This window comes from Nitrosospira multiformis ATCC 25196 (genome assembly GCF_000196355.1).
In the GTDB taxonomy this organism is placed as follows: Bacteria; Pseudomonadota; Gammaproteobacteria; order Burkholderiales; family Nitrosomonadaceae; genus Nitrosospira; species Nitrosospira multiformis.
The window spans coordinates 345,058-357,565 of sequence record NC_007614.1; the positions used below are offsets into that span (position 1 = coordinate 345,058).

The 12,508-nt window shown below is 52.4% G+C and carries 10 protein-coding genes; 7 read left to right on the plus strand and 3 right to left on the minus strand.

Going from position 1 to position 12,508, the window contains the following annotated elements; genetic code table 11:
* Window positions 1-23 precede the first annotated feature (23 nt).
* On the minus strand, window positions 24-1,082 hold the full coding sequence (locus NMUL_RS01690; protein ID WP_011379682.1) for a rod shape-determining protein: 1,059 nt from the start codon (window positions 1,080-1,082) through the stop codon (window positions 24-26).
* 111 nt (window positions 1,083-1,193) lie between these two features.
* Here NMUL_RS01690 and gatC point away from each other — a divergent pair, with 111 nt between their 5' ends.
* The 6 genes from gatC to NMUL_RS01725 all read left to right on the plus strand — a co-directional run bounded on the left by gatC (window position 1,194) and on the right by NMUL_RS01725 (window position 6,967).
* Window positions 1,194-1,481, plus strand: coding sequence for an Asp-tRNA(Asn)/Glu-tRNA(Gln) amidotransferase subunit GatC (gatC, locus tag NMUL_RS01695; RefSeq protein WP_011379683.1), 288 nt, complete (start codon window positions 1,194-1,196; stop codon window positions 1,479-1,481).
* 124 nt (window positions 1,482-1,605) lie between these two features.
* Entirely contained in the window at window positions 1,606-3,057 is a 1,452-nt protein-coding gene (gatA, locus tag NMUL_RS01700; protein ID WP_041352745.1) for an Asp-tRNA(Asn)/Glu-tRNA(Gln) amidotransferase subunit GatA, read from the plus strand.
* An 89-nt stretch (window positions 3,058-3,146) separates the two neighbouring features.
* The gene (gene gatB / locus NMUL_RS01705) at window positions 3,147-4,637 is read left to right on the plus strand and encodes an Asp-tRNA(Asn)/Glu-tRNA(Gln) amidotransferase subunit GatB (RefSeq protein ID WP_011379685.1); all 1,491 of its coding nucleotides are present in this window, start codon (window positions 3,147-3,149) and stop codon (window positions 4,635-4,637) included.
* A gap of 845 nt (window positions 4,638-5,482) precedes the next feature.
* A complete protein-coding gene (locus NMUL_RS01710; RefSeq protein ID WP_011379686.1) occupies window positions 5,483-5,803 on the plus strand; it encodes a hypothetical protein in 321 nt (106 codons plus the stop codon).
* Window positions 5,804-6,324: 521 nt separating this feature from the next.
* A complete protein-coding gene (locus NMUL_RS14795; protein ID WP_011379687.1) occupies window positions 6,325-6,711 on the plus strand; it encodes a helix-turn-helix protein, CopG in 387 nt (128 codons plus the stop codon).
* Entirely contained in the window at window positions 6,695-6,967 is a 273-nt protein-coding gene (locus NMUL_RS01725) for a type II toxin-antitoxin system RelE family toxin (protein WP_011379688.1), read from the plus strand. The genes NMUL_RS14795 and NMUL_RS01725 overlap by 17 nt, the downstream gene beginning before the upstream one ends.
* 14 nt (window positions 6,968-6,981) lie before the next feature.
* Here the strand turns inward: NMUL_RS01725 and msrA are convergent, their stop codons facing one another.
* Window positions 6,982-8,322, minus strand: a complete 1,341-nt coding sequence (gene msrA, locus NMUL_RS01730; RefSeq protein WP_011379689.1) for a peptide-methionine (S)-S-oxide reductase MsrA — start codon at window positions 8,320-8,322, stop codon at window positions 6,982-6,984.
* Between the two features lie 301 nt (window positions 8,323-8,623).
* A complete protein-coding gene (locus tag NMUL_RS14800; RefSeq protein ID WP_011379690.1) occupies window positions 8,624-11,479 on the minus strand; it encodes a bifunctional diguanylate cyclase/phosphodiesterase in 2,856 nt (951 codons plus the stop codon).
* A 552-nt stretch (window positions 11,480-12,031) separates the two neighbouring features.
* Between NMUL_RS14800 and NMUL_RS01740 the strand changes: the two genes are divergently transcribed.
* Window positions 12,032-12,508, plus strand: coding sequence for a chemotaxis protein CheW (locus tag NMUL_RS01740; protein ID WP_011379691.1), 477 nt, complete (start codon window positions 12,032-12,034; stop codon window positions 12,506-12,508).

Consider the following 12,508-nt stretch of genomic DNA (forward strand, 5'->3'; position numbering starts at 1 on the left):
AGTAGCGCAATTTATAAAGGTTATCAGTCACTGGCGAATATGCCAACCAGGTGATCCATATTTTCCAGTGCAATCCCTGATCCACGCACGACGGCAGTAAGCGGGTCTTCTGCGATGATGACGGAAAGTCCGGTTTCTTCCATAAGCAGCCGGTCGATGTCGCGAAGCAGGGCGCCTCCGCCCGTGAGCACCAGGCCTTTTTCGGCGATATCGGCTCCGAGTTCAGGCGCGGTATGCTCCAGTGCGGATTTGACAGCGCTTACGATGTTGTTCAACGGCTCGGTCAGCGCTTCAAGCACTTCATTGCTCGAAATGGTAAAGCTGCGTGGAATACCTTCTGCCAGGTTACGGCCCTTGACTTCCAGTTCGCGTACTTCCGATCCCGGAAATGCGGAGCCGATTTCCTTCTTGATCAATTCGGCGGTTACTTCACCGATCAGCATCCCGTAATTGCGGCGTATGTAGTTGATGATGGCCTCGTCAAACTTGTCTCCTCCGACGCGTACCGAACTCGAGTAAACGACGCCGCCCAGCGAGATCACACCGACTTCGGTCGTGCCGCCCCCTATATCGACCACCATGGAGCCGGTGGCTTCATCGACCGGCAGATTGGCGCCGATGGCAGCCGCCACCGGCTCCTCGATCAATTCCACCTTGCGGGCGCCCGCCCCATAAGCCGCTTCGCGAATGGCGCGGCGCTCGACCTGAGTCGAACCGCAGGGTACGCAGATGACAATCCGCGGGTTGGCGGAAAACAGCCGCGGAGGATTTACCTTTCTGATGAAATGCTTCAGCATCTGTTCCGTAACGGTGAAATCCGCAATGACGCCATCTTTCATTGGCCGGATGGCCGTGATGTTGCCGGGCGTGCGCCCGAGCATCTGCTTGGCAGCCAGCCCTACCTGCTGGATGATTTTCTTGCCGTTGGGACCCCCATCCTGGCGTATCGCTACCACTGAGGGTTCATTGAGGACAATGCCTTGACCGCGCACGTAGATCAGAGTGTTCGCCGTCCCCAGATCTATCGCCATGTCGGTCGAAAAGTAACCCTTCAATACACTGTTATTTAAAAAATTAAGCATGATTTACGGAGTCCGTCGCGGAGGATAGTAATTAAAAGCAGGTGAAAAGAATCGGGCTATGATACTCTATTAGCTATTTGAATATAAGGGTTATAAAGGATTTAGCCGGAAATGTCTCTGTCTCTGGATGATGTGAAACGTGTTGCAAATCTGGCGCGCATCGAGATCAGCGAAGATGAGGCGCGCAAGGCGTTGATCCAGTTATCAGGCATATTTGGCCTCATCGAGCAGATGCAGGCAGTGGATGTATCGGCGATAACCCCCATGTCGCATGCGCAGGATGTAATGCAGCGTCTGCGAGCAGATGGCGCCACGGAAATCGATCAGCGCGAGCTGTTCCAGTCGGTAGCTCCCCAGGTAGAAGCGGGACTTTATCTGGTGCCTAAAGTCATCGAGTAGCGTTATCGAGTAGCGCCACGCAGGATCTCTGCGGACGGCTCCCCTGTAATTTCTATTCTCCTTCCAGGAGCCTTTTCACGTTTTGCTTCATTTTGCTTCATCCAGCGAAAACCAGCCATCAGCCATGTTGAATGCCAGCCTCAAGCAACTTTCCGCGATGCTTGCCGCAAGGAAAATTTCCAGCGTTGAGTTGACTAGTGAATTTCTCAAGCGTTCCCGAGCGCTTAATCCCGAATACAACGCCTTCATCACTCTCGATGAAAGGACGAGCCTCGCGCAGGCGCAGGCTGCGGACATCTTGATCGGATCCGGGCGCGGGCAGCCCCTGACCGGCGTTCCCATTGCACAAAAGGATATCTTCTGTACCAAGGGCTGGCTCACTACCTGCGGATCGAAAATGCTGTCGAATTTCATCTCGCCCTATGACGCCCACGTGATCGGGCGCTTCAATGCCGTGGGCGCAGTCAATATTGGTAAAACCAATATGGACGAATTCGCCATGGGTTCCAGCAATGAAACCTCCTTTTACGGGCCGGTAAAAAATCCCTGGGATACCGCAGCCGTGCCAGGGGGAAGCTCCGGCGGTTCCGCCTGCGCGGTGGCAGCACGTATGGCGCCTGCGGCGACCGGGACGGACACCGGTGGCTCGATCCGGCAACCGGCGGCGTTATGCGGCATTTCAGGCCTCAAGCCGACATACGGGCTGGTATCGCGCTATGGCATGATCGCCTTCGCATCCAGCCTCGATCAGGGTGGGCCGATGGCTAAATCAGCGGAAGACCTGGGGCTGATGCTCAACGTCATGGCAGGGTTCGATGCCCGCGATTCAACCAGTCTCGAGCGCGAACCGGAAGATTACACACGCGACCTGGAAAAGCCGCTCGACGGTCTGCGCATTGGCCTGCCAAAGGAATATTTCGTCAAGGAAATAGCCGAGGACGTGGCGCGCGCGGTAGAAGCCGCCATTGGCCAGTATCGCAAGCTGGGAGCCGAAACGGTGGAGGTGTCGCTGCCTAATACGAAGCTTTCGGTTCCGGTTTATTACGTGCTTGCCCCCGCCGAAGCTTCGAGCAACCTGTCGCGCTTTGATGGCGTACGCTACGGTTATCGTGCTCCCGATTACCTGGATCTCAACGACATGTATCGGAAAACCCGTGCGCAGGGCTTTGGTTCAGAGGTGAAACGCCGCATCCTGATCGGCACTTATGTGCTGTCGCATGGATATTATGACGCGTACTACATCCAGGCGCAGAAGCTGCGCCGCCTGATGGCACAGGATTTCGCCGAGGCATTCAAGGAGTGCGACATCATCATGGGCCCCACTTCTCCTACAGTGGCATTCGACCTCGGAGAGAGAAGCAGCGACCCGGTTCAGATGTACTTATCCGATGCCTACACTATTGCGGTTAACCTGGCCGGCCTACCCGCGATGTCCATTCCGGTTGGCTTCGGGCATAAAAACAGACCGGTTGGATTGCACATCATCGGCAATTATTTTGCCGAGGCGCAAATGCTGAACGTGGCCCATCAATATCAGCTTGAATCAGATTGGCATACACGAATGCCAAAGGAGTAGAGAGCAGATGGTCAGTTGTGGCGAGCCGCTTAGTTCAAGTCGCTACTCATCCCTCATAAGGCATCCGTATCAGAAAAGGGTATTCTAAAATGCAATGGGAAACCGTTATCGGTCTTGAGGTTCATGCCCAGCTCTCGACCGAGTCCAAAATATTCTCCGGGGCTTCCACCGCTTTTGGCGCCGCGCCCAATGCGGAGGCCTGCGCTGTCGATCTTGCGCTGCCCGGTGTGTTGCCGGTATTGAATCGGGGCGCGGTGGAGCGTGCAATCAGGTTTGGCCTGGCAGTGGGAGCAAAAATCAATTCGCCTTCCATTTTTGCCCGCAAGAATTATTTTTATCCGGATCTGCCCAAGGGGTATCAGATCAGTCAATACGAGTTGCCGGTGGTCGAAGGGGGGCACATCCAGCTTCAGGTCGTCCAGGATGGGAAAGAGCAGGAAAAAACCGTGCGCCTCGTGCGGGCGCATCTGGAGGAGGATGCAGGCAAGTCGTTGCACGAGGATTTTCACGGCATGAGCGGTATCGATCTCAATCGCGCCGGCACACCCCTGCTTGAGATCGTTTCCGAACCGGATATGCGCAGCAGCGCCGAAGCCGTGGCATATGCAAAGACATTGCATACGCTCGTCCGCTGGATCGGCATCTGCGATGGCAACATGCAGGAGGGTTCCTTTCGCTGCGATGCTAACGTGTCTGTGCGTCCCCGGGGGTCGGACAAGCTCGGTACCCGCTGTGAAATAAAGAACCTCAACTCGTTCCGTTTTCTCGAGAAGGCGATCGATTACGAGGTCAGGCGGCAGGTCGAAATCCTCGAAGACGGAGGGTCCATACAGCAACAGACGCGCCTCTTCGATCCGGAAAAGGGTGAAACGCGCGCAATGCGAAGCAAGGAAGACGCCCAGGATTACCGCTATTTTCCAGATCCGGATCTGCTGCCGCTCGAGATATCCGGGAACTGGATCGAGGAAGTGAAGAAAGGGTTGCCTGAACTGCCCCAACAAATACGGACACGGTTCGAGCATGACTATGGGCTTTCGATGTACGATGCGCTCTTGCTCACCGGAGACCGTGATATCTCGGAATATTATGAGGCAGTCGTAGGAAAACTTCCTTCCGACCCTAAACTGTGCGCAAACTGGGTAATGGGAGAGGTATCGGCTTATCTCAATAATGAAGGAAAGTCGTTCGATGTTTGTCCGTTATCTCCTGCACAGCTTGCGCAACTTCTTCTGCGCATCAAGGATGGAACCATTTCTGGAAAGATCGCCAAGGATGTGTTCAGACAGATGTGGGCGCAGGCAGGTACGGAGAGCATCTCATGGAGGAATAGCGAGGGAGTGGATGAGGGCCTTGCAGACCGGATTATCGATTCACAAGGACTGAGGCAGATATCCGATTCAAGCGCATTGGAGAATTTGGTACATGAAGTGCTGGCCGCCAACCCGAAATCGGTAGAGGAATTCAAGGCAGGCAAGGAAAAGGCCTTCAACGCCCTGATGGGCCAAGTGATGAAGGCCGCCAGAGGCAAAGCGAATCCAGCGCAGGTGAATGAGATATTGAGGAAGAAGCTGACGGAATAGGTCATGAGCGGACCGAATGAACCGGGAACGAACCGGAATCTTTATCTTTGCTCTGATAGGAGCTCCTGCCCCAGTTCCATAGTCTCCCCGGAAAAAGATATACAACACGGAACCGGGCTTGGAGGCATTGCATTGCCTCGATGACTGCGAGCGGCGGTTAAAAGCGATTGCGGCATCTGGGTCATGCAAGGCGTCAATAAAACAAGGAGGCAGGTAGCAAGCCGGTTTTGCCAATATAGTATCTGTCCCACCTGAACTTGAAGCTGCGAAGTGGAACTATTCCGCTTGTCCTGTTTTCTATAAGTGTCATAGAGGAGAGGAAGGCGAGACATGTGCATTGACAGTTTTTCCCGCGGCGTGCTATTGCCATACCATTACGCAGCTACCATCACTCCAGCGAACATCGTTCGCCGCCTCAAGCTTCGTCAGCAATTCTTTCCGAATCTCAGAAGAAATTGTTTGAAGGGAACCTGGCTGATCAATAAGTGTCCTAACAGTAGTATCACAAAAAAATAACAAATTCTTAACAATACAGCTATGATAGGCGTGTCTTTCACCATAAGGAGAAAGGGCGATGAAAATGGGAAAACTTCTTACCGTTTCCTATTTGATGGGTATGACGGTAGCACTGGTGGCGGCAGCGTTCCTCTGATCTTGAGACCGCTAAGGGGAATGACTCCTTCTGTAACTCCCGAACGGTCCAGATTGTAACGGTTGGCGGTACCCCATTCGCTTTCATAGGAATGGGGTTTTTGTTGTAAAGCTGGAGCCAATGAGTAGCCGGATGACTCCTCGTTTGAAGGTTTACAGCCCGTCGCTTTACTTCGCCAGAAGAAAATTATTTAATGAAACTAGCCGCTATCACTACTGCTGTTGCGATATCGAGTACCGTGATTGTCGCATGGGTACTGGCCGCAGCCCTGCGTCACAGCGTCTTTTTCTACACAGCGGATGGGTATATGTCACCCAGAACCGCTGTACGGGTGGGACTCATGAAAGATGAAGAAGCTTCATTCTCCGGCGGATTGGCATTCAGAAAGACCGGAGGAGGTGGTTATGATTACCGCGAAGAAATGGCAATTGCCTTCATTGATCAAACGGGCCACACCGATATTGACTTGCTCGCCGTATGCGAACGTCTGGGGGATTGCGAATTACGAAAGTGAATGGGTCTCCTATCTCCTATGAGACGACAGACAGCTACTCCAAATCTGATGGACGCCTGATGAATGGATAAGGCTCCGTCCAGCGAAGGTTCCCGCAGGGTTATTCCTGGTTCAGGGGGTTCCCGGGCTGCACAACAGAAGCATAAGCTTTCCTGACTTCCGTTCGACCCTGGCCTAGTCATTCAGGAAATCTTCTTTCAAAACCCTTTACGGATACTGCCTTGTAACTGGCCCCGCCCAACTCCTCTGTTTACACAAAGGCAGTTCCAATATTGCCCGCAACACAATAATACCTGAGCTTTGTCTCCCAGGCTTTCCGGTGATGCACTACACTATCATCCGGGATATCAAATACGTTATCCGGGAATATGCATCGCGTTTCTTTCAACAAGTAAAAAATATCAGTCAATTTATAAGTTATCCACTGCGCGAACATTCTTTATTTTTTTAATATATATAGCTCCTGAAAATCATGAAATGGGGCCAGGGGAAATCAAGATCGCCGGACAAGGGAAGGACAAATGACAGCTCAATATAAAAGGGTGGATAAAATGAAGGAAGAACTCGACGCGTTGCGCAAATATCGGGACACGCTCCCGGCCGTTTTCAAATTCAACCGCCAGGACCCGGCACGAAATGAAGAAGACCGCATGAGCATCCGGACTGAACCCGAAGCAATCAACGAGATCACCGTTCGTCTCGGTCCGGATATCGACGAGCGGCTAACCCGGCTCGTGGAGGAATACGGTCATAACAAGCAATATTATCTGATCGAACTCGCGCGGAACGGCATCGAGGCACTGGAAGATGCGCTTGAAGCTGACCGGGTAGTCATGCTTTCCCGTCTCAAAGGCGAAAAGATGATTCCGCTCGAGGACATCATGAGGAAGTATGACATACAGGATTAGTTTCAATCCGGCGGCCCAACGGGATCTGGACAAGATGGATCCCCAAGCGCGCCAGCGCCTTCTGAAATACCTGAACGGACGCATCGTACTCCTGGAAGATGCGCGCTGCCTCGGCGAACCCTTGCTTGCTTCTCAATTTTTCGGCTACTGGCGCTACCGTGCCGGAGATTACCGAATCACCTGCGACATCCAGGACGAGGAGTTGCATGTTCTCATCGTGAAAGGGGGCAATCGGCGGGTGTGTGGGGTTGGTTAAGTTCCCGGTCGGATTCATCGGTCCGCGACGAATTTGAGGACGTTTCCATTGATGCAATAGCGCTTGTGGCTCGGAGGCGGTCCGTCATGAAATAGATGGCCGAGATGAATGCCGGAGCTTGCGCTCCGTACTTCAATCCGTTTCATGCCGTGAGAGTTGTCTTCGTGCAGGGTAACGGCGCCTTCCACGGGTTCAAAGAAACTGGGCCACCCCGTTCCGCTTTCAAATTTGCTATTGCTGTAAAAGAGGGTGGCACCGGTGACAGGGTCGACAAATCTTCCGGGACGCTTTTCATCCAGATTGGATGCGGTAAAAGGAGGTTCGGTACCTCGCTTGAAGGCGATTTTCTGCTGCTCGGGCGACAGCAGTTGAAAGCCGAGCCATTTCCAGAAATTGGATTTCTCGCCGTTGTATCCCGTATAGCGCGCAACTTCCCGGCCGTTCTTGAACAGCACGATGGTGGGTGCCGCGAACAAGGGTTTTTCCAGAGCCCAACCGCTGGGCGGATTCGAGTTCAACGTCCTGGCAATCGGCACTTCCGCTTGCCAGTGGCTCATTATGTCTTTTTCGAAGCGCTCGCAAAATTCGCAATGCTCGGCCTCGAACGCCACCAGCTGCCGGACAGGATTCAGATCGTCGCTCTTCAGGGGCTCGATGCCCATTTTGGGCGATGTCGAAGCCGAAGAAGTCCCGGAAGAGATGGGGGGTACCTGCATCGGTGCAACTTTCCCGACTGCCCGGGGGTATTTCACTCCGGTACCACCCAAACCGCAATACCCATCGGGATTCTTTTTCAGATAGTTCTGGTGATATTCCTCAGCGGTGATGTAATTCTTGAGCGGCAGGATCTCGGTGGTGATTCTGTCATAGCCCGCGGCATCGAGTGCTTTCTGATAAGCAGTCCGGGTTGCCAGTCCCATAGCCTTCTGGTTCGCGTCATGGTAATAGATGGCACTGCGATAATTACTGCCGATATCGTTCCCCTGGCGATTGCCCTGAGTGGGATCATGGCTCTCCCAGAATTTGGCCAGCACTGTTTCCAGCGTTACCTTGTTCGGATCGAAAACCACCTTGACCACTTCCGCATGATTGCGTCCTGTGGTTTTGCCGGTGCGAAGCGCTCTTTCATGATTCAAAATGTCCTGGTAACCAGCGCCGGGAAGGTCACCGCCTGCATAACCGCTTTCCACATCGACGACCCCGGGAATTTCTCCCATGCGCTTCTCCGCACCCCAGAAGCACCCCATCCCTAGAACAACGTAATCCGTTGCCTGCGCAGGTATCGTGATTTTCTCCACTGCATATGCACCCATAATAATGCCCAAGGCCGCTGCCATCGCTACAACCCTTTTCATTTCAAGATGCCCCTATATAAATCCCTAAATCCCGGTCGTGAGATCTCGATCTCGTTTTTCAATACTCCAGTGCAATTTGAAATCTGAAATGAAAATAAATTCCCTGAGTACAACCATCGGGGGAGAGGATGGGAACGCCGCATGCATTCTTTTCCTTTCCGAGCCTGGGTTAGCTGCCAGAGTGTCTCAAGGCGGCAGAAGCTCGGGAGCAATAACAGAGAGTTTAAGAAGGGGGCCGTTCAGGACCCGTAGCGATGGAGCTCTACCCGACTGGGGCTGGGCGCAGGGTTGAAGGGAAGGGTCAATGGCAAAGCGTTATGGCTGGGCGCGGCTCTTCAATCGCATACCCTTGGGCATAGTCAACACCTATCTTTCGCAGCGCCTCAAGAAAAGACTCTTCCTCTACCCATTCCGCTATCGTTTGGATTTTCATTACATGGCCTATATGATTAATCGCCTCAACCATAGCATGGTCAATAGGATCACTGAGCATGCCCTTGATGAATGCTCCATCGATTTTTAAATAGTCTACAAGCAAGTGCTTGAGGTAAGTAAAGGAGGACATTCCGCTGCCGAAGTCGTCGAGGGAGAAGCGGCAGCCGAGCTCCTTTAGCTTGCGAATCAATGTGGCAGCCTGAGTAAGGTTTGCGATTGCCACAGTTTCCGTGATCTCGAAACAGATCCCGGCAGGATCGATCTGAGATTGCTTGAATTGATCCACCACGAAATCGTATAAATGCTCATCGCAAATAGATGCGCCTGAGAGATTGATAGTGCAGGTGTCTTTTATGCCCCGTGAGGGATGTGAAGCGTATTGGGCAAAGGCATTGGTGATTACCCATCTGTCGAGTTGAGGCATGAGGCCGTAGCGCTCCGCCGCCGGGATGAAGGCCATGGGAGGCACCAGCTCGCCATTTTCTCCTTTCATTCGCAGCAGTATCTCGTAGTGGCTAGTGCTTGAAGGGGCGGAAAGGGGCAATATTTTCTGTGAATACAGTACGAACCGCTGCTTGTCGAGAGCTTTGTGCAGGCGCTCCACCCATCCCATCTCGCCACGGCGTTTCTCGAGGTTCTTGTCATCGGAAGCATAGAGTTGAACACGGTTACGCCCCTTATCCTTGGCAAGAAAGCAAGCCGTGTCCGCCATGCGTAAAACGTCCGAGAAAGTTTGCTCGCCACCGGAGAAAGTAGCCAGCCCGATGCTTATTCCGAGCGAGAATATCCGCTCTTCCCAGACGAAACGGAACTCCTGCACGGTTTGCCGCAGCACTTCAGCCACGCGAAATGCCGATCCCCTTGGACATCTTTCAAGCAATAAGCCGAATTCATCTCCTCCCAGGCGCGCCAAAGTATCATCCTTCCGCAACTTTGCTTGCAGGAGGCTGGTGAGTTGTTTCAGCAACTCGTCTCCTGCAAGGTGACCGCAAGTGTCGTTTACGATCTTGAATTGATCGAGATCAAGATAAAGCAGAGTATGCTCGTCCGCTCCTTTATCGCGCTCCAGGACCTGTTTCAGGCGCCGCTCGAATTCATGCCTGTTGATCAGGCCTGTCAAGGCGTCGTGCGTCGCCTGATAGCGCATTTCCATTGCCATCTTCTGTGCATGACTGACATCGCGGAATACCAGCACGACGCCGATGATTGAACCATTTTGGTCCCGAATGGGCGCGGCCGAGTCTTCGATCGGAAAGGTTTGGCCGTCTCGCCGTATGAGCAGCGCATGCGAATTAAGGCTTACGGTCTCTTTGTTCCTTAAAACCCTTTCGGCCGGACTGGATGCCAGCTCGTTGGTTTCTGCATGGATGATTTGAAATACGTCTTGAAGAGGCAAACCCTTTGCGTCATCGGAACTACACCCGGCCATGGCTTCCGCAACGGGATTCAGATAGGTGACGCTTCCTTCGGTATCCGTTGTGATAACGGCGTCACCAATACAGCTCAATGTAACGCGCAGGAGTTCCTTTTCTTCAAAAAGCGCCTTTTCCGCTATTTCACGCTCAGTGAGATCCCGTCTGAGTTGGGTTTGGATTTCCTTGGTACGCTTGCGCTCGGTGATATCGCGGATGGCGCTGGAGACCAGGATTCCTTCTTCGGTTTCAAGGGGACTAAGACTGATTTCAACAGGAAATTCAGTGCCATCGCGGCGCAGACCATAGAGCTCGAGTCCGATGCCCATGGGACGCGTGCGGGGTGCACGGAAAAAATCTTCCCGAAACCCGGGATGTTTTGAGCGGTAACGGGGTGGAATAAGCATCTCCATCTTTTTACCGAGCAACTGTTCTCGCTGGTAGTCAAACAATTTTTCGGTTTGAGAATTCACCAGCACGATTTCGCCATTCCGATTCACAATAACGATCGCATCGGGTGCCGCTTCCAGCAGTCCGCGAAATTTCTGCTCCGCTTTTTTTCGATCGCTGATATCGCGGATTGCACTTATGCTAAACCTGCCTTCATCCGTTTCAATGGGACTCAAGCTGATTTCCACTGGAAATTCGGTGCCGTCCTTGCGAAACCCGTATAGCTCCCAATCAGCGACGAGCGTTCGGCTATGCGGGTGGGTAAAGTAAGCTGCGCGTTCTCCCGAATGGAGGCCGCGCTTGCGAGGGGGCAGCAGCATTTCCACGGGCTGGCCGCAAAGTTCGTGCGCGCTATATCCGAACAGTTTCTCCGTTTGCGTGTTGACCAGGACTATCCGTCCTGTCGAGTTCACTATGACTATTCCATCTGGTATTGAATCGAGCAAATTGCCGAATTTGGTATTGATCAGCTTGGCATCGCGCAATGCTTTGATATGCGTGATATTTGTACTTGTGATCAGGACGTAGCCGTCCTGGCGCTGATCCTGCGACAGGACTTTGCATGACATGCTTACATAGAGCAGCGAGCCGTCTTTTTTACGACACAAGATCTCGTCCACTGAAGCCCTTGTCTCGTGCGTATTTCTCAGGCTCTGGTTGATCTTGGGCCGATGATCAGGGGCGCCGACGAGTTCAGTAAGCCTCCTCTGCAAGGCTTCCGCCACCGTATAGCCAAATATCGATTGCGCGCCCTTGTTCCAATAAACGACAACGCCGTCGCCAGTGGTAACAATTGCGCCGCCGGGCATTTCGTCAAGAACCAGCTTGCCAAAATCTGTTGGTATTACCGTTGATTCCATTCAAATTTACGAAAAATAGGAAAGACTTTAAAAGAGAGAAGTCAATAGCTGCAAAAGATTAGGTGGCACAAAAATAGCTATTTGTGCTGTCAATCGTTGTTCGCTGGCTTTCGATGCCAGCAGATTGGCTGACATTTACATCATGGCTTTGGCGTTAAAAGAGGTAAAGCTATTTGTACCTGTAAGATTTTACAGGTGCAAAAGTACGCGTTCTGTAGTCTCATATGTCTATTAACCCACATAAATACAGCAAGTATCTCGTCAAAAAGGCTGGCAGTAATAACCGGACATGCTGTTTCCAGCAATGCAGAGCCGGGAGTGAAAGCGGAATAATTCAATGTAATCTGGTTTTCGGGTTTTCTCGGCTTGTCACCCGGGTACCCCCGACAGAAGGGCGGACAATACCGAAAATTCAACTTTCAGGCGCGGATTATGGCTGTCCTGAAGAGCTACCTGGTTTTGTCTGTCCTGACATCTTATTCCCTTACTCCCACTCGGTGGGAAGATGGTGCTCGCTGAGGCGCTCCATCACTATAACAATTTATATCAATCATGAAGTTTGATACCCCAGTAAGGGCCGGAAATCATTATTTGATTTTTCTCCTGGATGAACAGCGGTACTCCTTGCATTTGCATGTGGTGGAAAGCGTCGCACGCATGGTTTATATAACGCCACTACCGGGAGCGCCGGAAATTGTACTCGGTATAGTTAATCTTCGCGGCAAAGTTGTCCCTATCGTCGACATCCGGCAACGGTTCGAGCTTCCAAAGCGCGAAATTTTGCTGACTGACTGGCTGATTTTCGCCCACACGACGACCCGTCTTGTGGGGCTGGCGGTAAATTCAGTGATGGGAGTTGCGGAATGTCTGGAACAATGTGTGGTTCCAACAGATGAATTCTTCCCTCCCCTGAAGTACTTAAAGGGAGTCATCAAATTTCAGGATGGATTGGTCCTTATCCAGAATCTGGGCGACCTCCTTTCATTAGAAGAAGAAAAGTCCTTGGATTTGGCACTTAGTACCTCATAG

Coding starts and splice junctions, on each gene's coding strand:
- NMUL_RS01690 (WP_011379682.1), bottom strand. CDS start 1,082: ATGCTTAATTTTTTAAATAACAGTGTATTGAAGGGTTACTTTTCGACC.
- gatC (WP_011379683.1), top strand. CDS start 1,194: ATGTCTCTGTCTCTGGATGATGTGAAACGTGTTGCAAATCTGGCGCGC.
- gatA (WP_041352745.1), top strand. CDS start 1,606: ATGTTGAATGCCAGCCTCAAGCAACTTTCCGCGATGCTTGCCGCAAGG.
- gatB (WP_011379685.1), top strand. CDS start 3,147: ATGCAATGGGAAACCGTTATCGGTCTTGAGGTTCATGCCCAGCTCTCG.
- NMUL_RS01710 (WP_011379686.1), top strand. CDS start 5,483: ATGAAACTAGCCGCTATCACTACTGCTGTTGCGATATCGAGTACCGTG.
- NMUL_RS14795 (WP_011379687.1), top strand. CDS start 6,325: ATGACAGCTCAATATAAAAGGGTGGATAAAATGAAGGAAGAACTCGAC.
- NMUL_RS01725 (WP_011379688.1), top strand. CDS start 6,695: ATGACATACAGGATTAGTTTCAATCCGGCGGCCCAACGGGATCTGGAC.
- msrA (WP_011379689.1), bottom strand. CDS start 8,322: ATGAAAAGGGTTGTAGCGATGGCAGCGGCCTTGGGCATTATTATGGGT.
- NMUL_RS14800 (WP_011379690.1), bottom strand. CDS start 11,479: ATGGAATCAACGGTAATACCAACAGATTTTGGCAAGCTGGTTCTTGAC.
- NMUL_RS01740 (WP_011379691.1), top strand. CDS start 12,032: ATGAAGTTTGATACCCCAGTAAGGGCCGGAAATCATTATTTGATTTTT.